This window comes from Pectobacterium versatile (genome assembly GCF_003932035.1).
In the GTDB taxonomy this organism is placed as follows: Bacteria; Pseudomonadota; Gammaproteobacteria; order Enterobacterales; family Enterobacteriaceae; genus Pectobacterium; species Pectobacterium versatile.
Map to the genome: position 1 here is coordinate 2202325 of NZ_CP034276.1, position 20270 is coordinate 2222594.

Annotated in this window: 18 protein-coding genes; 14 read left to right on the top strand and 4 right to left on the bottom strand. The window is 52.2% G+C overall.

The window, feature by feature from the left end; genetic code table 11:
* The first annotated feature begins 69 nt into the window (after positions 1 to 69).
* From EIP93_RS09995 to tmaR, 5 genes are all read left to right on the top strand, one after another.
* Complete coding sequence (locus EIP93_RS09995; RefSeq protein WP_397249543.1) at positions 70 to 1014, top strand: siderophore ABC transporter substrate-binding protein; 945 nt, start codon at positions 70 to 72, stop codon at positions 1012 to 1014.
* A 22-nt stretch (positions 1015 to 1036) separates the two neighbouring features.
* Entirely contained in the window at positions 1037 to 1999 is a 963-nt protein-coding gene (locus EIP93_RS10000) for an ABC transporter permease (protein ID WP_103860873.1), read from the top strand.
* Positions 1986 to 2993: an iron chelate uptake ABC transporter family permease subunit gene (locus tag EIP93_RS10005; protein ID WP_125232656.1), complete on the top strand. Its 1008-nt coding sequence runs from the start codon at positions 1986 to 1988 to the stop codon at positions 2991 to 2993. Before EIP93_RS10000 ends, EIP93_RS10005 begins: the two co-directional genes overlap by 14 nt.
* Positions 2990 to 3748 carry an iron ABC transporter ATP-binding protein gene (locus EIP93_RS10010; protein ID WP_010307093.1) on the top strand — a complete coding sequence of 253 codons (759 nt, stop codon included), beginning with the start codon at positions 2990 to 2992 and terminating at the stop codon, positions 3746 to 3748. Before EIP93_RS10005 ends, EIP93_RS10010 begins: the two co-directional genes overlap by 4 nt.
* A 329-nt stretch (positions 3749 to 4077) precedes the next feature.
* On the top strand, positions 4078 to 4395 hold the full coding sequence (gene tmaR, locus EIP93_RS10015) for a PTS system regulator TmaR (protein ID WP_005967626.1): 318 nt from the start codon (positions 4078 to 4080) through the stop codon (positions 4393 to 4395).
* Positions 4396 to 4543: 148 nt separating this feature from the next.
* On the opposite strand, the gene EIP93_RS10020 is transcribed toward tmaR, so the two are convergent.
* From EIP93_RS10020 to EIP93_RS10030, 3 genes are all read right to left on the bottom strand, one after another.
* On the bottom strand, positions 4544 to 5374 hold the full coding sequence (locus EIP93_RS10020; RefSeq protein WP_125232657.1) for an ABC transporter permease: 831 nt from the start codon (positions 5372 to 5374) through the stop codon (positions 4544 to 4546).
* A 12-nt stretch (positions 5375 to 5386) separates the two neighbouring features.
* Entirely contained in the window at positions 5387 to 6229 is an 843-nt protein-coding gene (locus EIP93_RS10025) for an ATP-binding cassette domain-containing protein (protein WP_125232658.1), read from the bottom strand.
* Between the two features lie 110 nt (positions 6230 to 6339).
* On the bottom strand, positions 6340 to 7263 hold the full coding sequence (locus EIP93_RS10030) for a LysR substrate-binding domain-containing protein (protein WP_103940532.1): 924 nt from the start codon (positions 7261 to 7263) through the stop codon (positions 6340 to 6342).
* A 106-nt stretch (positions 7264 to 7369) separates the two neighbouring features.
* Between EIP93_RS10030 and betC the strand changes: the two genes are divergently transcribed.
* The 9 genes from betC to EIP93_RS10075 all read left to right on the top strand — a co-directional run bounded on the left by betC (position 7370) and on the right by EIP93_RS10075 (position 19334).
* A complete protein-coding gene (gene betC, locus EIP93_RS10035; RefSeq protein WP_125232659.1) occupies positions 7370 to 8914 on the top strand; it encodes a choline-sulfatase in 1545 nt (514 codons plus the stop codon).
* Positions 8914 to 9861 carry a choline ABC transporter substrate-binding protein gene (gene choX, locus EIP93_RS10040; RefSeq protein ID WP_125232660.1) on the top strand — a complete coding sequence of 316 codons (948 nt, stop codon included), beginning with the start codon at positions 8914 to 8916 and terminating at the stop codon, positions 9859 to 9861. The genes betC and choX overlap by 1 nt, the downstream gene beginning before the upstream one ends.
* 226 nt (positions 9862 to 10087) lie before the next feature.
* Positions 10088 to 12361: a ComEC family protein gene (locus tag EIP93_RS10045; protein ID WP_125233331.1), complete on the top strand. Its 2274-nt coding sequence runs from the start codon at positions 10088 to 10090 to the stop codon at positions 12359 to 12361.
* Between the two features lie 37 nt (positions 12362 to 12398).
* Positions 12399 to 14147: a lipid A ABC transporter ATP-binding protein/permease MsbA gene (gene msbA, locus EIP93_RS10050; RefSeq protein ID WP_125233330.1), complete on the top strand. Its 1749-nt coding sequence runs from the start codon at positions 12399 to 12401 to the stop codon at positions 14145 to 14147.
* The gene (lpxK, locus tag EIP93_RS10055; RefSeq protein ID WP_107332966.1) at positions 14144 to 15145 is read left to right on the top strand and encodes a tetraacyldisaccharide 4'-kinase; all 1002 of its coding nucleotides are present in this window, start codon (positions 14144 to 14146) and stop codon (positions 15143 to 15145) included. The genes msbA and lpxK overlap by 4 nt, the downstream gene beginning before the upstream one ends.
* Before the next feature lie 293 nt (positions 15146 to 15438).
* Positions 15439 to 15621, top strand: coding sequence for a Trm112 family protein (locus tag EIP93_RS22745; protein WP_005967647.1), 183 nt, complete (start codon positions 15439 to 15441; stop codon positions 15619 to 15621).
* Entirely contained in the window at positions 15618 to 16370 is a 753-nt protein-coding gene (gene kdsB / locus EIP93_RS10065; RefSeq protein ID WP_125232661.1) for a 3-deoxy-manno-octulosonate cytidylyltransferase, read from the top strand. Before EIP93_RS22745 ends, kdsB begins: the two co-directional genes overlap by 4 nt.
* Before the next feature lie 430 nt (positions 16371 to 16800).
* Positions 16801 to 18114, top strand: coding sequence for a pectate lyase PelN (gene pelN, locus EIP93_RS10070; RefSeq protein WP_125232662.1), 1314 nt, complete (start codon positions 16801 to 16803; stop codon positions 18112 to 18114).
* A gap of 326 nt (positions 18115 to 18440) precedes the next feature.
* Entirely contained in the window at positions 18441 to 19334 is an 894-nt protein-coding gene (locus EIP93_RS10075) for a YcbJ family phosphotransferase (RefSeq protein WP_103860865.1), read from the top strand.
* Here the strand turns inward: EIP93_RS10075 and elyC are convergent.
* A complete protein-coding gene (elyC, locus tag EIP93_RS10080; RefSeq protein WP_125232663.1) occupies positions 19286 to 20134 on the bottom strand; it encodes an envelope biogenesis factor ElyC in 849 nt (282 codons plus the stop codon). The genes EIP93_RS10075 and elyC overlap by 49 nt on opposite strands.
* Between the last annotated feature and the right edge of the window lie 136 nt (positions 20135 to 20270).

The window sequence follows — 20270 nt, forward strand, 5'->3', positions numbered from 1 at the left end:
GCTGCGGGGTAGCATTCGGCGACAAACAGCGAAATGGAGAACACACTTATGCGGTTAAATGCGGTGCGATTGAATGCAACGTTTGCAGTGAAGGCGACGTTATTGGCATCTATGTTTGTTCTGGCCGGCTGCGATCAGCAGGCATCGTCTTCAGAAGGAAGTCACACGGTCAGCATTGAGCATGCGCAGGGCACCACTCAGGTTCCACAGCCGCCGAAGAAAGTGATTGTGTTTGATCCTGCTTCATTGGATACGCTGGACGCGCTGAAGGTCGAAGGGATTGCCGGTGTACCGAAAAGCAGCACGCCGCTGCCTGCGTTTTTATCAAAATACAACAGCGATACTTACCTGAACGCCGGGACGCTGTTTGAACCTGCCTATGAAGCGCTCAGCAGCGCTAAGCCCGATCTGATTATTGCCGGTGGACGTACGCGCGATGCCTACGACAAGCTGAGCGGTATTGCACCGACGATCTCGATGGATGTGGATGAGCACCAGTTTATGACGAGCTTTATCCAGCGCATCGAGCAACTGGGCACCATCTTCGGCAAAGAAGATGAAGCGAAAAAACAGATTGATGATTTCAAGCAGCAGATCGCCCAAACGCGCGCCAAAACAGAAAAAGCAGGCAATGCGCTGGTTCTGATGGTCAGCGGCGGCAAGATGTCGGCCTACGGTCCTAAGTCGCGCTTTGGCTTCGTGTTTGATGAGTTGGGCTTCAAACCGGCGACCGAATTCCCTGAATCCGGGCGTCATGGCAACGTGGTGACCTCAGAATTCTTACTGAGTGTGAACCCAGAATGGCTGTTCATCCTCGATCGTGACAGTGCGATTGGTCGCCCAGGTGGGGAATCGGCCCAGCAGGTGCTGGATAACCCGCTGATTCACAAAACCAACGCCTGGAAAAACAATCGCGTGATTTACCTGGATTCTGCATCGCTGTATATCGCTGGGGGGCTGCAAAGCTATAAAAACCTCGTGAGTACCGTCAGCGACGCGTTAGATAAGCAATAACGGCAGGGTTACGGCAGAATCAATGAAGTCTTTTTACTATTCGCTGGGTCTTGCGTTTCTGGCCTGCATGATTGTTGTCAGCCTGTTTGTTGGGGCAGGGCAACTGAATATGCAGGCCGTCTGGAACGACCCGGAAATGCGCGATATTTTCTTTATCAGCCGCGTTCCCCGCACGCTAGCTTTGCTGCTGGCAGGCAGCGCCATGAGTGTGGCGGGTCTCATCATGCAGTTGCTGACGCAAAACCGTTTTGTCGAACCGTCTCTGGCGGGGACCACACAGTCGGCTAGCTTAGGTTTGCTGGTGGTGATGATCGCCGTGCCCGGCGCGACGATTTTCACCAAGATGGTGGTAGCGAGCCTGTTCGCTTTAGCGGGTACTTTCCTGTTCATGATGTTGCTACAGCGAATTGTGCTGAAATCCGCGCTGGTGGTGCCGCTGGTCGGCATTATGCTGGGTGCGGTTATCAGTTCAATCACCACGTTTGGCGCGATGTATTTTGATCTGCTACAGGCGCTCGGCAGTTGGGAATCCGGCGATTTCTCCGGTGTCTTGCAGGGGCGTTACGAGCTGCTCTGGCTGGTGGGGGCGTTAACGCTGGTGGCCTGCTGGATTGCTGACCGCTTCACGGTCGCAGGCATGGGGCGCGAATTTTCCGTCAATGTCGGCCTCAACTATCGGCAGGTGATGCTGATGGGGCTGAGCATTATCGCCATCGTCAGCGGCGTGGTGGTTGTGGTGGTGGGTAGCTTGCCGTTTATCGGGCTGATTGTGCCGAACTTGATCAGCATGATGATGGGCGACAATGTGCGCAAAACGATCCCGTGGGTGTGCCTGCTTGGCGGCGGTCTGGTGCTGTGCTGCGACATTATCAGCCGCGTGATTCGTTATCCTTTCGAGATTCCAGTGAGCGTGATTCTTGGCGTCATTGGCGCTGCCGTTTTCCTTCTTTTATTGCTAAGCCAGAAACGCCATGTCAGTCAATGAACGTAATACGGTGCTGACCGGAGCAGTCAGCGAAAAACGTGCGGGGTTATCGCCGACGCAGCGGTTGATGTGGCTGGCTGGCGCGGCTGTCGTGGTGATCGTGCTGTTTATGACCATCAACCTAGGCAGCAACCTGCGCTACATTTTAACGCACCGCGGGTTGATGCTGACGACGATGCTGTTGGTGGCCTTTGCTGCCAGCACGTCGACGGTACTGTTCCAAACGGTGACGAATAACCGAGTGCTGACGCCATCGATTATGGGGTTTGAAGCCCTGTTTATCCTGATTCAGACCTCGCTGGTGTTTGTTTTCGGCATTAGCGGCATTCCGGGTCTGGGTATTGAAGGCAAATTTGTTTTTGAGACGTTGCTGCTTATTCTCTTCTCCGCGCTGCTGTATCGCTGGCTGTTCACCGGCAGCCGCAATAACCTGCATCTGGTTTTACTGGTCGGGATTATCTGCGGCACGCTGTTTCGCAGCATGGCGGGCTTAATGCAGCGTCTGCTGACGCCCGGTGAGTTCGCCATCCTACAGGGGCGGATGTTTGCCACTTTTACCCGTACCGTGCCTGAACTGGTGGCGCTGTCGGTTGGCATTACGCTGGTGGTCGCGGTGGTGATCTGGCGCATGCGCTTTCGGTTTGATGTGTTGGCGCTCGGGCGTAATAACGCAATTAACCTGGGTATCGACTACAAGCGCAGCGTCACGGTCATTCTGCTGCTGGTTTCCGTGCTGGTGGCCATTTCAACGGCGCTGGTCGGCCCACTTACCTTTTTGGGCTTTATGGTCGCAAACCTTGCCTATTTAGTGATTGGCTCCAGCCAGCATCGCCTGTTACTACCTGCCGCTTTCCTGCTGGGCGTGATTTCACTGGTTGGCGGACAGTTGGTGCTTGAGCATCTGCTGGACATGTCTGGAGCGCTGTCGGTCGTGATCGAATTTGTGGGTGGATCGCTGTTTATTGTGTTGCTACTGAAAAAGGTTTCCGTGTGATTGAGATCGGCAATGTAACTAAAACGTATAATAACGTGACGGTATTGAATAATGTCACGGCGACGGTGCCTCGTGGTGGCGTTACGTCGATTATCGGCCCGAATGGTGCAGGGAAGTCGACATTGTTGTCCATCATCAGCCGCCTGCTGGACGCGGATCGCGGACAGGTCAAAGTCAACGGCATGGACGTGATGACCACGCCAAGCGATAAGCTGGCGACGTGTTTGTCCGTGCTGCGTCAGGAAAACCAGTTTACCAGCCGCTTAACGGTAGCGGAGCTAGTAGGATTCGGTCGCTATCCTTATACCAAAGGGCGACTGAATGCTGACGATCGTGAACGTATCAGCGCTGCGCTGGCGTTCCTCAATCTGACCGAATTGAAAGATCGCTTTTTGGATGAGCTTTCCGGCGGCCAGCGGCAGCGTGCCTATGTCGCGATGGTGCTGTGTCAGGACACGGAATACGTGCTGCTGGATGAACCGCTGAATAATCTGGATATGAAGCACGCCGTGGCGATGATGAAGCAGATTCGCCGTGCGGCCGACGAGCTAGGCAAAACCATCGTGCTGGTTATCCACGATATCAACTTTGCTTCCGCCTATTCGGATTACATTATTGCGATGCGCAAAGGGCAGATCATCTACACGGGAAAACCGGAAGACATTATGGTATCCGAGGTGTTGGAAGATATTTTCGATACGGAAGTGGCCATTGAGCAGGTTCATAATCAGCGTATCGCGGTATATTACCGTTGAATACCCGTCATACTTCAAGCCGCATGTACGTTGGCAATACTCGGCTCATATTTGAGCCTTGCCCTAAAGGGCCACCGCAAGCGGCGTTCAAATCGACTACGTCAATTTGTCCTTGCTCACCCCAGTCACTTACTTGAGTAAGCTCTTGGGGACTCGTGCGGTCGCCGCCTGCATGCAACTCGAATTATTTAGGGTATGGTTTGCTGACAGATTATCCGCTCAGCGAGGTGTTAGCGCAAAGGGCGTAAGCACTGCTTGAAAGACGTTGGGTATAACCTGTATGGTGAATGCATAAAGAATTTATGTATGACTTAAGGTAAGGGTAAAAGATGGATAAGGACACTAAGCCGTGTTTCCAGGATGTTCTGGAATTCGTGCGCATGTTTCGTCGTAAAAACAAACTTCAGCGTGAAATCGTCGACAACGAGAAGAAAATTCGTGATAACCAAAAGCGCGTTCTGCTGCTGGACAACCTGAGCGAATATCTTAAACCTGGCATGTCCATTGAGGACGTACAGAACATCATCGCTAACATGCGCGGTGATTATGAAGACCGTGTTGATGACTACATCATCAAAAACGCCGATCTGTCGAAAGAACGCCGTGAGCTGTCTAAAAAGCTGAAAGCGATGGGCGAAGTTAAGTAACCTGACGCACCGTGTTTTACGGTAAATAGCTATGGTAAACAGCTACGGCAAATAGCTACTGTAAAAGGATCGCTTCTGCGGTCCTTTTTCTTTTGCTGTGCGTCCGGTTCTTAACAAAGCCTGTTGGCGATCCTGACTAAAGCAGTACTTAGCGCCCCTTGTGTCGGACAAAGCTGGCGGAAAGCCGGTCGAGCAAAATGGCCATCAGCACCACCACCATCCCACTTTGTAAACCCAAACCGATATCAAGCTGCTGAATGCTACTGAGAATGTCATTGCCCAGTCCACCCGCACCCACCATAGAGGCAATGATCACCATCGACATCGCCATCATAATGGTCTGGTTCACCCCCGCCATGATTGACGGTTGAGCGGCGGGTAACTGTACTTTCCACAGCAGTTGCCACGGCGTACAGCCAAAGGTGACACCGGCTTCAATGCGGGCAGCATTTACCTGACGGATCCCTAAATCAGTCAGACGTACGACTGGCGGCATGGAGAATAAAATGGTGGCGAAAATACCGGGTGGTCGACCCAGCCCAAACAAGATCGTCGCGGGAATCAGATAAACAAAGGCGGGCATGGTCTGCATAAAATCCAACAGCGTGCGCACTATGCTGCCAACGACCGCGCGCCGTGCGCTCCAGATGCCCAGAGGAATACCGAATAGCAGGCTGAAAAAAGTGGAAGAGAGCGTTAGCGCGAGAGTGATCGATGCGTGTTCGCTGTACCCGCTATAGATGATGTAGAGCGTGGCAAGCAATGCGAACAGCGCGAACCCTTTTCCGATACGCCAGAGCCCGATACCCACGGAGAGGATTACCAGCCCCCACGGCGTTAACCATCCGGTGAGCGTCTCCATTCCTCCAGCAAAGGCATCAATACTCGCTGCCAGCGCGTCAAAAAAGCCACCAGCATGCGACAGCATGGCGTGGATTGCGCGGTCAATCTGGCGACTAAAATCTAATGGATAGGTCATAAATTTACCTTCTCAGGGCACCATCCCGGCATCGGCATAACTTTCCGCCAGTTGCCAGCGTGAGGTGTCCACACCGGAGAAAAAATGGCGCACGTAGGGCGTTGCAGGCGTATTAATCAGGGTTTCTGCCTGACCGACCTGCACCAGATTGCCCTGTTCCATGATGGCAATGCGTGTTCCCAGTCGTAGCGCTTCTTCCATATCATGTGTGACAAACACGATGGTACGCTGCTGCTGCTGCTGCGACTGTAGCGTCAGCAATAGCGACTGCATTTCCCTACGAATGATGGGATCCAGCGCGGAGAACGCTTCATCCATCAACAGCACTGACGGGTTCACAACTAGCGCTCTGGCAAGCCCGACACGCTGCTGCATCCCACCGGAAAGCTGGTGGGGATAATGGTTTGCTACCTGACCGAGCCCGACCTGTTCCAGCATGTCCTGTGCTTTCTGGTAACGTGTTGCACGACTCACACCGGCGACTTCCAGACCGAATGCCACGTTATCCAATACCGTGCGCTCATCGAAAAGCGCGAAAGACTGGAAAACCATGCCCATTTTTTGACGACGTAAGGCGATCATTTGCGCGGATGAGAGTGATGACAGTTCCTGGCCGTCAAACCACACCGAACCGTCAGTGGGGGGAATCAGAAAATTCAGTGTGCGTAAAAGCGTCGACTTTCCTGAACCTGAAAGGCCAACGATGACAAAAATTTCGCCCGGATAAATTTGCAGATTAATATTATTCAAGGCATTAACCGACGTTTGCTGTTTAGCCCGAAAAAAAAGACCGCCTTTTTCTTTGCTGTAATAATTTTTATTGATTGCACGCAATTCGATAATTGGCTCTGACATGGCCATATCACCTATTTTCTGAGAATCATTATACGCTAACCTAAAATAACCAGGCCAAGTTAAAGATTTTATTGCAGAGAATAGAACTATTCCGTATTAGCTTAGCGATATTATTGCAATGCGTTATTTTTAAGATGGAAATTCCATGCTTCATCTAATAACCATGCTTTTACTTTTTCCTGCTGAGCTGATGACGGCTTTCCGCTGGCGGAGATTAAGTAATATCCCCGTTCGGTTCGCATTTCTGGCCCACAGCGGAAAAGCTGTTTGCTGGCAAGAAAAGAGTCAATTAAGGGGCGCCAACCGAGAGCAATGCCTTGACCTTCAATAGCGGCCTGAATCACCAGAGAGTAAGCGTTAAACGTACGCGATGCCGTATGTTGCTGGCTGATAACCTGATGTTGTCGAAACCAGTCTTCCCACGTTAACCAGCGCTGTGGATGCGTTTCCGGCAGTTTTATTAACGGATATTCCAGCAGTTTGTCAGGCGAGGGATTGGCACCGATCTCATCGATAAGTTTTTGATTGCAAACGGGAGCGACGTCTTCAGGAAACAGGCGCTGCGCCTGCGTGCCCGGCCAGTTTCCGCTGCCAAAATAGATGGCCAGATGGGCGTTGTTGTCGCGGAAGTTGTAGTCGTTGGGCGAGGTGGAAATTTGTACCTCTACGCCGGGGATCAGTGCCTGAATGTCGTTCAGACGTGGCAGCAGCCAGTAACTGGCGAAACCCATATCGGTATCGATTCGCAATGTGCTCCGCTGGTAGCGCGTGCGTTCCAGTTGTTCGCTGATATCGTTAAGGCAAGAGCGAACAATTTGATACAGCCCATTACCTGATTCGGTGAGTTCCACACCACGATGACGACGCTCAAATAACGGCGTATTCAGGAGATTTTCAAGCATTTGAATGCGCTGACTCACGGCAGGTTGAGAAAGGCTCAGCTCATTTCCCGCTGCGGTGAAATTGCCATGACGCGCCGCCGCCTCAAATACCACTAATACCTGTAACGGCGGTAATTGTAATTTTCTTGCCATAATATGACCTTATCTCATGATAATAAAATACCCCCTTCACAGAATGAAAATGGCGTGCGATAAAAATATCACGATTCATTTAATCAATTTTAATTTCTGGCTGATTATGCTTATAAATAAACCGAATATCGTTATTCTAATGGCCGATCAATTAACGGCATCGGCATTACGAACGTATGGAAATAATGTCAGTCTGACCCCGAATATTGACAGGCTGGCGCGTGAAGGCGTGGTATTTGAATCAGCGTATTGCAACAGTCCGCTGTGCGCGCCGTCGCGGGCGTCATTGATGACGGGCCAACTCATCTCGCGTAATGCCGTATTCGATAACGCAGCCGAGTTTCACGCCGATTCGCCGACGTTTTGTCACTATCTGCGTGAGCAGGGTTACCGTACCTGGCTTTCCGGCAAGATGCATTTTTGCGGCCCCGACCAACTGCACGGCTTCGATGAACGGCTGACGACGGATATCTATCCTGCGGATTTTGGCTGGACGCCTGACTGGCGTCATCCAGAGCGGCGTCTGGATTGGTATCACAATATGAGTTCGGTGCTGGAGGCGGGCGAATGCGTGCGAACCAACCAGCTTGATTTTGATGATGAAGCCCTGTTTTTGGCGCGGCAACGGTTATATGACGCCGCCCGTCGCCCTGAGGACCAGCCGTTCCTGCTGCTGCTGTCGTTGACGCATCCACACGACCCGTTCGCTATTCCCCGACGCTATCTCGACCGATTCAACGCCGAGGATATCGACTTGCCGAGAACACAGGCTGGTGACGTTGAGGACGATCCTCATTCCGCCCGTCTGAGGGCAATGTATCAACTGGAGGAGGGGCTACTTAGCGAAGATGACATCCGTCGGGCCCGTCATGCCTATTACGGCGCGATGGCCTATGTGGATGACTGTTTTGGGGAGATTGTGCGCACGCTGGAAGAAACCGGGCTTGCAGACGATACCATCGTTTTTGTGGTCGCCGATCACGGTGAAATGCTGGGCGAGCGCGGTCTGTGGTACAAGATGACGTTCTTCGAAAATGCGGTTCGCATTCCGTTTATTGTGCATAACCCGAAACGTTTCGCGCCGCGTCGTATCACAGAGAACGTTTCGCTGGTCGATTTGCTGCCCACTCTGTGCGAACTGGCGAGCAGTGAGGATCGTTCAGCGCGGGCGATTGCACCGCTGGATGGACGCAGTTTAGTGCCGCATTTGCGTGGAGAAACAGGCCCGGATGGCGTATACAGCGAATATCTTGCAGAGGGAGCAATAGGGCCAATGGTGATGGTTCGCCGAGGGCCGTGGAAATACATTCACTCCCTGAGTGAAGCGCCGCAGTTGTTCAATCTGCAACAGGATCCGCATGAAAAGCGCAATCTGGCAGCAGATCGTGAATATCAGGATACCGTTGAGAACTTTGCTAAAGAAGTGGCCGCGCGTTGGCAGTTGGACAGCCTGAACCAGCAGGTGCTGGCGAGCCAGCAAAAGAGATTGTTTTTAACCCGCATCGCGGGCCGTGACGCGATCCCTAAATGGGACTATCAGCCTCATCAGGAAGCCTCACAGCGCTATATTCGCAACCATCAAACACTGGACGAGCAAGAAGCCTTTGCCCGCTACCCACAGCCGTTAAAAAAACCAATCGGGGAAGAATAATGAAGCAGAAATCATTGTCGGTATTCATGCTGTTGGCCGGTGCTGCGCTATTGCCTGTGACCAGTTTCGCCGCGGAAGACCCGCGCTGTGCGGTGATCACGCAATCCGATCCCGGCTGGACGGATATCGCGGCAACCAACGCCGTGTCTGGTGTTGTGCTCAAGGCGCTGGGCTATCAGCAGAAGGTGCAGAATCTTTCCGTCGCGCTGGCTTTTCAGGGGCTGAAAACCGGGCAAGTTGATGTGTTCCTCGGTAACTGGATGCCCGCGCAGGAACCGGTTATCAGCAAATATACCGCAGAGGGTTCAATCAAGGTGCTCGGAGCGAATCTCCCAGCCGCCAAATTCACACTGGCGGTGCCGGAGTATGTTGCAGAGGCTGGAGTAAAAGACTTTGCCGATTTGCAAAAATACGCCGATAAGTTCGACCACAAAATATACGGTATCGCGCCCGGTGCGCCAGCCAATCAAAACATTAAAAAGATGCTGGATAAACAGGATTTCGGGCTGCAAGGCTGGAACCTCGTAGAATCCAGTGAGAGCGGGATGCTAGCACAGGTCACCCGTGCGACGAGTCGTAATCAGTGGGTGGTTTTCCTCGGTTGGGAGCCGCACGCGATGAATACGCGCTTCAAACTTAAATATTTAAGCGGTGGGGATGCCTATTTCGGCCCTAACTATGGTAGCGCGACGGTGAATACGGTGACGCGTAAGGACTTCGCCACGCAGTGCCCGAATGTTAACCATTTTTTCAGTCAGTTAACGTTTGATGTCGCGCTGGAGAATGCCATTATCACCCGCATTCTGGATGATAAACAAACTGCCGAAGACGCGGCGCGCGCAGAATTGGCGAAGCACCCAGAACGGCTTTCAAGCTGGCTTAACGGCGTAACCAACCGCGAAGGTCAGCCTGCTGAAGCTATCGTGAAAAAAGCACTCGGAATTTAATGTGGTACGCCGTAGCCAAGTTGTTGTCATCGTACCGTTTGGGAAACGCAGGAAGCAGAAAATGGAATCAGGCTCACAGAGTCGATGTCGTTTGCTGACAGTTAGCCGTTTTCTTGCGAAGCGTTTCCCCACCTGAATTTTTCGTCCTGTTGCATCAGCTTGGGTTACGGCAACATGCCAGGACGAACTACAGGGAAGAGGGAAGGGTGTGTCATGGCAAGGGATGATGTCAGTCAATAGTCTGGCTTGGGCGAGCGTGCTGGGTATTCTGCCGTTGCTTTTTTTACCGCAGATCCCAGAACCAACGCTGCTGTGGTGGGGGATTGGGCTATCCACCTGCGTGATGTTAGTCGGATATCGTCACGCGGGGATACGCTGCGTGGCGCTTGTTGCCATGAGTTTTTGCTGGGCATCGTTGAATGCTCAAATCTTACTGCTACAAATTGAGCACGTTACGCAGGGTCAGGTTAACGCTGTCGTGACGATCAGCAGTATACGGTTCAATGAGCATAATGATGATTGGATCACGGTTCGGCTGGAAGAGATCAATCAACGCCGGATATTTCCTCCGTTATATGCCCAACTGACCTTATCACCGGCGATGGAAAACTGGTGTGGTGGTCAACGTTGGGCAATCACTGCCAGTTTACGACCTATTCACAGTCGACTAAATGAAGGCGGTTTTGATAGCCAACGCTGGGCGATAGCCAAACGGCAACCAGTGTCGGGTCGTGTGCTAACGGCAACGGTGGTTGACAGCCAGTGTGACTTTCGCCAGCGCACGATTGTACAGGCGGAGCAGCAGGTACAGGGGCTAGCGTGGCGTTCTATTTTACTGGCGCTGACGTTTGGTGAGATGAAAACGGTTAGTCCAGAACTCAAGGCGCTACTTCAGAATACCGGGACGATGCACCTGATGGCGATCTCTGGTCTCCATATCGTGCTTGCGGGTCTGGTTGGCTGGGGAATGGCGCGGGCGTTACAGTATGGCTTTCCCGTGCAGTGGATTGGCTATCGCTTCCCATTACTGACGAGCGCCGTGGTTGCCTGGGGATATGTCTGGCTGGCAGGAGGAAACCCGCCTGCGGTGCGATCTGCACTGGCGCTTAGCGTATGGATTTGCCTAAGAATGTGGAGTATCAACGGCTCCGCCTGGCAGGTCTGGCTGTGGTGTGTCGCGTTGATTCTGGTCAGCGATCCATTGAGCGTATTGTCAGACAGTTTTTGGCTATCTTGCCTTGCCGTCGCGTCGCTAATTTTCTGGTTTCAGTGGGCACCGCTTCCTCATCGGCTACAGACTCGGCGGCGGTGGTTCTGGCTGCGCTGGATCCACCTGCAAACGGGAATCACGCTGCTATTGATGCCCTTACAACTTCATATTTTCCACGGTTTCAGTATCACCTCTCTGCCCGCAAACCTTTGGGCTGTGCCTTTGGTGTCTTTCGTTACCACTCCGCTCATTTTGCTGGCATTGAGCACGATGGCATTCGCACCGCTGAGTGAAATGCTCTGGTGGCTGGCGGATATTTCGTTGCGTGTGGTATTTTCCCCGCTGACGTATCTACAGACGGGGTGGGTGTACCTTGATGCATCGCTGCTGCTCGCGAGCGTCGCTGGCTGGGGCGCGGTTGTGATATGGCGCTTTAGCTGGTGGCGCATCCATCCGGCGAGTGTCGGTGCTCTGATTCTGGTTTTATTGGTCTTTCGCATAAAGACTGATGAGCCGGATTGGCGTGTGGACATGCTGGATGTCGGTCATGGTCTGGCGATTGTGATCGAACAGCGTGGGAAAGCGGTGCTATACGACACGGGAAACCGCTGGGAAGGGGGCGATATGGCGACGCGAGAAATTCTACCTTACCTGCGATGGCGGGGTGTCGACGTGGAAAACATTATTCTGAGTCATAGCCATAGGGATCACATTGGGGGGCTGGAAACGCTACAGCTTGCTTACCCTGAAGCAACGATATATAGCGCGACCACTGCGATGAATCATCGTTCTTGCCAACGCGGCGAACGTTGGCGCTGGCAGGATCTCACGTTTACTGTGTTGTGGCCGTTGGCGCTCGTAGAACGAGCGGAAAATAACGACTCCTGCGTTATTCGTGTTGATGATGGAAAATACAGTGTCCTACTGACGGGCGATCTGGAGTCAGATGCGGAAAAGGCATTGATTAGGTTAGATCGCGGTGCCCTGCATGCGAATTTGTTACAAATACCTCACCATGGCAGTAAGACATCCTCGTCACCTTCCTTTATTCGTGCGGTTAATGCCGAGTTTGCGATGGCTTCAGCGGCGCGTTATAACCCGTGGCGGTTGCCTTCAGTAAAGATTGTTGAACGATATCGGCAATATGGCTACTCATGGCTGGATACCGCGGCATACGGGCAACTAAGTGCACGTTTTTTCAGCGATTCATGGCACATTCTGCAGTTCAGGGATCACATATCGCCTCGTTGGTATCATCAGTGGTTTGGCGTAGAGCGGTATAATGAGTAAAATGGTCGGCTATTTCTTCCCGATTCAGGTTCACTACATGCTGAATGATAAAGATCTCTCCACCTGGCAGACCTTTCGTCGCCTCTGGCCGATGATCTCTCCTTTTAAAGCAGGGCTTGCTGCTGCTGCCATCGCACTCATCATTAACGCAGCTGGCGATACATTGATGCTCTCACTACTTAAACCCTTGCTGGATGAGGGATTTGGTAAAGCTGAGCGTTCCGTATTGCTCTGGATGCCGCTGGTTGTCATTGGGTTGATGCTCGTGCGAGGTGCGTCAGGCTTTGTTTCCAGCTACTGCGTTTCCTGGGTTTCAGGCAAAGTAGTGATGAATATGCGTCGTCGTCTGTTCTCCCATATTATGGGGATGCCGGTGTCGTTCTTCGATCAGCAGTCAACTGGGACGCTGTTATCCCGCATTACCTATGATTCGGAACAGGTTGCGGCTTCATCATCCGGTGCGTTGATTACCGTCGTCAGGGAAGGGGCGTCGATTATCGGCCTGTTTATTCTGATGTTCTATTACAGCTGGCAGCTTTCCATCATCCTGATTGTGATTGCACCGATCGTGTCAATTGCCATGCGCATGGTGTCCAAGCGATTCCGAAGTATCAGTAAAAACATGCAAGATACGATGGGGCACGTTACTACCAGTACGGAGCAGATGCTTAAAGGCCACAAAGAAGTGCTGATGTTTGGCGGTCAGGAAGTTGAAACTAAACGTTTTGATCAGGTCAGTAATCGGATGCGTCAGCAGGGCATGAAGATGGTGTCCGCCTCGTCAATTTCCGATCCCATCATTCAGTTGATTGCTTCACTGGCACTGGCGTTTGTGCTGTATGCCGCCAGCTTCCCCAGCGTGATGGAAACGCTAACGGCCGGGACGATCACGGTGGTGTTCTCTTCCATGATTGCGCTGATGCGCCCGCTAAAATCACTGACCAACGTGAACGCGCAGTTCCAACGCGGGATGGCTGCATGCCAGACGCTGTTCGCCATTCTGGATATGGAACAGGAACGTGATACCGGCAAACTGGAAATCGAACGTGCAAAAGGTGAGCTCGAATTCCGTCAGGTGAATTTCGCCTATCCGGGAAGAGAAAATCTGGCGCTGAAGAATATCAATCTGCATATTCCCGTGGGTAAAACGGTGGCGTTGGTTGGCCGCTCTGGTTCGGGTAAATCGACCATTGCCAGTTTAATCACGCGTTTTTACGACATTCAATCAGGTGAAATTCTGCTCGATGGTCACGACCTACGTGAGTATCGCCTGCCTTCCTTACGTAATCAGGTCGCGTTGGTTTCTCAAAACGTACATTTGTTTAACGATACGGTAGCGAACAACATCGCCTATGCCCGCAATGAGCACTATAGCCGTGAGGAAATTGAGCGTGCGGCGAAAATGGCATATGCGATGGATTTCATCAATAAGATGGAACACGGTCTGGATACGATCATTGGCGAAAATGGTGTGATGCTTTCTGGCGGACAACGACAGCGTATCGCGATTGCCCGTGCGTTACTGCGTGATAGCCCGATTCTGATATTGGATGAGGCCACGTCGGCGCTGGACACGGAATCTGAACGTGCGATTCAGGCTGCATTAGACGAGTTGCAAAAAGATCGTACCGCACTGGTAATTGCACACCGCCTTTCCACGATTGAAAAAGCAGATGAGATTCTGGTAGTTGAAGACGGCAGAATCATTGAGCGTGGTAATCATGCTGCGTTACTGGCGGCGAACGGTGCTTATGCTCAGTTGCATAGAATGCAGTTTGGCGAATGATTGAGCGCATCTGGTCTGGGCGGTCGCCGCTCTATTGGCTGCTGCTGCCGCTCTCGTGGTTATACGGGTTCATCACGTTTCTGATCCGTCAGAGCTATCGACTGGGGTGGCGGAAAAGCTGGCGATCGCCTGTTCCTGTTGTGGTCGTGGGGAATCTGACGGCTGGCGGCAATGGGAAAACACCAGTAGTCATTTGGCTCGTCGAACAACTGCAACGCAGAGGTCATCGTGTCGGTGTGGTGTCACGCGGTTACGGTGGGAAAGCTGAACGTTATCCGCTGCTGCTGGATGAATCGGTGACGACGGCGCAGGCAGGCGATGAACCGGTGCTGATTTTCCAGCGTACCGGTGCGCCCGTTGCGGTCGCCCCCCGTCGGCGGGATGCCGTGAGTGCGTTATTAGCGCAGCACACGCTAGATGTGGTGATCACCGACGATGGATTACAGCACTATGCGTTGGAAAGAGATATCGAGCTGGTTGTGATTGACGGGATGCGGCGTTTTGGCAACGGATGGTGGCTGCCTGCTGGCCCAATGCGGGAAAGAGAAAGCCGTCTGGCGTCGGTGGATGCGGTCATTGTTAACGGTGGCACTCCACGAGCAAACGAGATAGGCATGACATTAACGGCGGGTATGGCGGTTAACTTGCTTTCTGGTGAATCACAACCGCTGAGCCAACTGCATGATGTTGTTGCGATGGCGGGCATTGGACATCCCCCGCGTTTTTTTGCGACGCTGCGTGATGCCGGTGTTAGCATTGCACGTGAAGTCGCCTTTGCTGACCATCAATCGTACCAGCCAGAACAGCTAGAACCGCTGACTCAGGATGCGATGCAGCCGCTGCTGATGACGGAAAAAGATGCCGTAAAATGTAAGGCGTTTGCTCAGGATAACTGGTGGTATCTGCCCGTCGATGCCGTGCTGGCTGAGCCCTACGGCACGCAATTGCTCGACAAACTGGAAAATGTGCTTAATCAGAATGCGGGCAGTAGAACATAAATGGGTCTGCTACCACGGTTTCAGATATCCCTTGTGGATATCACCTTATTAGATCGCTGCTGTAGCGAGAAAGAAAATATCGGTCATAGATTGGCCCATAACGTTGGCAAACCTTTCGCAGAATGAAAGCGGTGATGATGGGATAGAAGAGTAAAGCGTTTGCGCCATGGATGGCGCAATCCGAGCGTACAGGGATGTATTTACAGCGTCTTTACGATCTACCCATCATCATCGTCCAGCGGGCTTTGTCAGCACCCTCAGCCGGTCATCGATCGGCCAAAGATGGAGGAAGCATGGATCACCGTTTACTTGAGATTGTTGCCTGTCCTGTTTGTAATGGTCGGCTGTACTTTAATAAAGAGAAACTGGAACTGATATGCAAGGTCGATGGTTTGGCCTATCCGGTTCGTGATGGTATCCCTGTGCTGCTGGAAAACGAAGCGCGTAAACTCGGGGCTGATGAGATAACACAATGACCTTTACTGTGATCATTCCTGCGCGTTTTGCGTCAAGCCGACTGCCGGGTAAACCGCTGGCGGACATCAACGGCAAACCGATGGTCGTCCATGTGATGGAGCGGGCGCTGGAATCGGGGGCGCAGCGCGTTATTGTGGCCACCGATCACCCCGACGTCGAGGCTGCCGTGCAGCAAGCCGGTGGCGAAGTGTGCCTGACCCGCGCCGATCATAATTCTGGTACAGAGCGTTTGGCTGAAGTCATCGAGCGTTACGGTTTTACCGATGACGACATCATCGTTAACGTTCAGGGCGATGAACCGCTCATTCCTTCCGTTATCATTCGTCAGGTGGCGGAAAACCTCGCTGCCAGTAAAGCAGGAATGGCAACGCTGGCGGTGCCGATTGAAACCAGTGAAGAAGCATTCAACCCGAATGCGGTAAAAGTGGTTACCGACGCTGAGGGATACGCGCTGTATTTTTCCCGAGCGACTATTCCCTGGGACAGAGAACGTTTTGCTCAGTCTAAGGAAACCATTGGCGATCACTTCCTGCGTCATATCGGTATTTATGCTTACCGTGCGGGTTTTGTGCGTCGTTATGTCACTTGGGCACCGAGCCAACTGGAGCAAATCGAATTGCTGGAGCAACTGCGCGTGCTGTGGTACGGCGAGAAGATTCACGTTGCAGTCGCTAAAGCCGTTCCTAGCGTTGGCGTGGATACCCCAGAAGATTTAGCCCGTGTACGGCAGGTCATGGCAGGTCAGTAACACCAGCCACACCCGCCTGTTATAAGTACGTCATGGGGGGAATCTATTCTTGCCGGAATAGATTTTCCCTATATACCCGTCATACTTCAAGCTGCTTGTGCGTTGGCTGCCCTTACTCACCCCAGTCACTTACTGGTGTAAGCTCCTGGGGATTCGCGCAGTTGCCGCCTTCACGCAACTCAAATTATTTAGGGTATAACGTCTCTCTTAATACGATATTTTATCTTTTAAATTATGTAGCACTTATTTAGATAACTATTCTTAAAAATTCTCAAATCACGCTGCGCCGCTTTATTTATGCGGATGGCTTATTCCCATTTTGAATTAAATCGTCGCGAGTGGAACTTTTATTTTCATAGTTAAATGCTACTATCAATTCGCCATGTTTCTTCATGGTGTTTTTGTTATTTCAACTAAGGACGGTAATGATATGAATGCTAAACGTTACATCGCAAAAATTCTTCTCGGCGGTATGTTAATGGGGGCTGCGGCGGGCAGCAGCGCGGCGGTTTATTACATGGCTCCCAACGGCGACGACGCGAATAACGGCAGTAAAAACTCTCCCTGGAAAACACTCGACCGCGCACAGAAGACATTAAACCCCGGCGACCGCCTGTGGATCCGTGGCGGTAAATATGTGTTTACCAAAGGGCTAAACGTCTGTACGACGCGTACCGATGTGGTGAATGCGATCACGCTGAGTAAGAGTGGCACTGAAGGTAAGCGCATTGAGTATTGGGCCTCTAGCGGGGAAGTGCCGATTTTTGATTTCAGCCAGATGCAGGATGATTGCCGGGTTAAAGGGTTCAACGTCGTTGCAGATTGGGTTTCCGTAAAAGGGCTGGAAATAACCGGTGTCCCACAGCGTAATAACCTTAACCATGAATCCTGGGGGGTGTGGATAAGGGGCAGCAATAATATATTCGAGCAGTTGAATATTCATCATATTATGGGGACGGGGTTGTTCATCCAGCGTGGGGGGAATAACCTGGTATTGAATAGCGACTCTCACCATAATTACGATCCACTGACCTCTAATGGTGCTGGCCAAAGTGGCGATGGTTTTGGTGCGCATATCCCTGCTAACCAACCGGGTAATATTTTCCGCGGTTGCCGGGCGTGGTCAAACTCGGATGATGGTTTTGATTTAATTAATGCCTATTCTCCGGTACTGATTGAAAATTCCTGGGCCTGGTCACACGGTTATTTACCGGGGACGACACAATCACTGGCTGCGGGTAATGGGAATGGTTTTAAAATCGGTGGCTATGGTGGCGTTTATGTGGCGAATGCGGTGAAACATACCGTGCGTAATTCGGTGGCGTTTTTAAATAAAGCGGCCGGATTTTATGCCAACCACCATCCGGTAGCGAACGACTTCTTTAACAACACCGGCTATAAAAATAACCCGAACTTTAATATCCGCGGCATCGATGCAAACGGAAAAGCGATTGGGCTGGGTACACTGCGCAACAACGTTTCTCACGGTGGTAAAGACCTGTCGTTCTCCGACGGAGCGAACATGCGCTATAACTCCTGGGATCTGAAAATTGCAGTATCAGATTCTGACTTCGAGAGCGTGTCCGTGACCGGATGGGATGCTCCGCGTCAGGCAGATGGCAGCTTACCAGTGCTGAAGAGTCTGCGTCTTGCTTCTGGTAGCGCGCTGATCAACAAGGGTGGCGATGTCAAACTGCCTTATAAAGGATCAGCCCCAGACCTGGGTGCCTTTGAGCGTGAATAATCGTCGGGTGTTAACACTCTAGCCTGTCACTCACGATATTCCCTGCTGACGGGCAGGGAATATCGCTGCAACAACCCCGGCAGGGTGTGCTCTCTGCCGTCATTAGATCCCCGTTTATACGCTAAATAATTCGAGTTTCAGGCAGGCGGCAAGCGAAGGAATCCCGATGAGCTTACATAGGTAAGTGATTCGGGTGACTGAACGATGCCAACGCACATGCAACTTGAAGTATGACGAGTATATTTGATCTGCGTTGAAGTATTTGTCATCCGCTCGCCGCATCATGGTGAGTGGAGCTATTTGGCTCAACTGAGGTATAGCCGTTTATGGAACAGTTGAAATCGGAACTCAGTACGGTGTTAGGGGAAAGCCTCAGCCGACTTGAGCGCATAAGCGAACAGCCGTATGCGGATCTGTATGCCTTGTATGATAAAGAAGGCAACGCCATGCCTTTGTTGGCTAAAAGTTATGTTTGTCAGGGCGTGGCACAGCAGGAAGCCTACAAACTCTCGATGCTGGCGCGTGAGGGCGACGTGCGTTTGCCAACCGTTTACGGACTGGTGTTGACGCAACAGCAGCCTTATCGGGAACTGCTGCTAATTGAGCGCTTGCGCGGTGTGTCGGTGGAAGCGCCACCACGAAGCGGCCAGCGCTGGACGCTGCTGATGGACCAAATCGTTGAAAATGTATTGGCCTGGCACCGAATTGATAGTCATGGCTGCGTCGGTTCGGTGGACAGCACGCAGGACAATGATTGGTTCAGCTGGTATCAACAGCGTCTGGAAGTTCTGTGGTCCACGTTGCTCAATGTCAATGCGCCACAGCTTACGCAGCAGGACCGGAGCGTGCTTTATCGTTCGCGCCAGTGTTTAGAGATGCTGTTTGAGGATTTCGAAGATGGCTGCGTGCTGGTACACGGTAACCTGTCGCTGCGCAGTATGTTGAAGGACGCACGTAGCGATCAGCTATTGGCCATGATCAATCCGGGAATGATGCTGTGGGCACCCAGAGAGTATGAACTCTTCCGCCTTTGTGAGTCCGGCATGCCGGAGCAGCTGCTTTATCACTATCTGAAACAGGCGCCGGTATCTGAATCCTTTGTCTACCGGCGCTGGCTATACGTCATTTGGGAAGCCGTCTCCCGCTATATCCACACGGGACAGCTAGACCGTCAGCTATTTGATGTCGCTTCCCGCGAGTTATCTCCCTGGCTGGAATGAGTCTGTGGTTGTTCCGCGTCGTGCGGTGCTGCCGTGGTTCCCTTCAGTGCCTGCCAGAGGCGGCCGAGCGTTTCGTACCAGGCTCGTTCGCTGTGCGATAAATAGTAAGCGGAAGGGAATACTTTTTCCCACGGGTTGAGTGCGGAGGTGATCGCCATCTGATTTGCTGGCGCGGGAATCGGTGCTAACCCCTGAGCCTGGAAGAATCGCATGGCGCGAGGCAAATGGTTGGCTGAGGTCACCAGCAAGAAAGGGCGTTCGCCAACAATCTTAGCCGTTGCCGCCGCTTCCTCTTCCGTATCCCTTGGCGTATCCAGAATGATGATGTCCTGTTGGGGAATGCCCAAGCTTTCGGCGACCAGCGCCGCGGTTTTCGCACTGCTGACAGGGTTCCCCTGCGCGGCTCCACCGGTAAAAATCAATTTTGCGCCGGGATTGGCATGATAAAGGCGAACCCCTTCCGTGACGCGCGGGAGGCTGTTGCTGATGAGATTAGAACTGGGTGCCCATTCTGCGTTATAGGTATATCCCCCGCCTAGCACGACAATATACTCGGCTTTACTCGCCTGCGGTGTTTGCTGCCAGGTCGGATAGTGTGATTCCAGTGGTAATAACAGTCGATCGGCAACAGGTTGCAGGCTGAGCAGAATAAGCATCAGCCAACTGGCTAATATTATCGTTTTCCCCGTGCGCTGCCGCTGGGTAAACCAGAGCAGCAACAGGCCAACACCCATCAGAAGCAATAGCAATGGCAGGGGCTGCATAAGCCCACCGACGAACTTTTTGAGTGTGAAAAGCATAAAATTGCATTCCTTTTGAGTGAAAAACCCGCATTTGGGAAGATATCATGCGGTAAGGCCCTTTATTCTAAGCCAGCCTGTGCCAAAATGGCAGGCTGGAAAAAATCGCATCGCGCAGACATGTCCTGCACGAGAT

What these genes read in the sequence shown, in the direction of transcription:
- elyC (WP_125232663.1), bottom strand. Translation starts at nt 20,134, where the DNA reads ATGCTTTTCACACTCAAAAAGTTCGTCGGTGGGCTTATGCAGCCCCTG.
- EIP93_RS10045 (WP_125233331.1), top strand. Translation starts at nt 10,088, where the DNA reads ATGTCAGTCAATAGTCTGGCTTGGGCGAGCGTGCTGGGTATTCTGCCG.
- EIP93_RS22745 (WP_005967647.1), top strand. Translation starts at nt 15,439, where the DNA reads ATGGATCACCGTTTACTTGAGATTGTTGCCTGTCCTGTTTGTAATGGT.
- EIP93_RS10005 (WP_125232656.1), top strand. Translation starts at nt 1,986, where the DNA reads ATGTCAGTCAATGAACGTAATACGGTGCTGACCGGAGCAGTCAGCGAA.
- EIP93_RS10020 (WP_125232657.1), bottom strand. Translation starts at nt 5,374, where the DNA reads ATGACCTATCCATTAGATTTTAGTCGCCAGATTGACCGCGCAATCCAC.
- tmaR (WP_005967626.1), top strand. Translation starts at nt 4,078, where the DNA reads ATGGATAAGGACACTAAGCCGTGTTTCCAGGATGTTCTGGAATTCGTG.
- betC (WP_125232659.1), top strand. Translation starts at nt 7,370, where the DNA reads ATGCTTATAAATAAACCGAATATCGTTATTCTAATGGCCGATCAATTA.
- EIP93_RS10030 (WP_103940532.1), bottom strand. Translation starts at nt 7,263, where the DNA reads ATGGCAAGAAAATTACAATTACCGCCGTTACAGGTATTAGTGGTATTT.
- pelN (WP_125232662.1), top strand. Translation starts at nt 16,801, where the DNA reads ATGAATGCTAAACGTTACATCGCAAAAATTCTTCTCGGCGGTATGTTA.
- EIP93_RS10000 (WP_103860873.1), top strand. Translation starts at nt 1,037, where the DNA reads ATGAAGTCTTTTTACTATTCGCTGGGTCTTGCGTTTCTGGCCTGCATG.
- EIP93_RS10075 (WP_103860865.1), top strand. Translation starts at nt 18,441, where the DNA reads ATGGAACAGTTGAAATCGGAACTCAGTACGGTGTTAGGGGAAAGCCTC.
- choX (WP_125232660.1), top strand. Translation starts at nt 8,914, where the DNA reads ATGAAGCAGAAATCATTGTCGGTATTCATGCTGTTGGCCGGTGCTGCG.
- lpxK (WP_107332966.1), top strand. Translation starts at nt 14,144, where the DNA reads ATGATTGAGCGCATCTGGTCTGGGCGGTCGCCGCTCTATTGGCTGCTG.
- kdsB (WP_125232661.1), top strand. Translation starts at nt 15,618, where the DNA reads ATGACCTTTACTGTGATCATTCCTGCGCGTTTTGCGTCAAGCCGACTG.
- msbA (WP_125233330.1), top strand. Translation starts at nt 12,399, where the DNA reads ATGCTGAATGATAAAGATCTCTCCACCTGGCAGACCTTTCGTCGCCTC.
- EIP93_RS10025 (WP_125232658.1), bottom strand. Translation starts at nt 6,229, where the DNA reads ATGTCAGAGCCAATTATCGAATTGCGTGCAATCAATAAAAATTATTAC.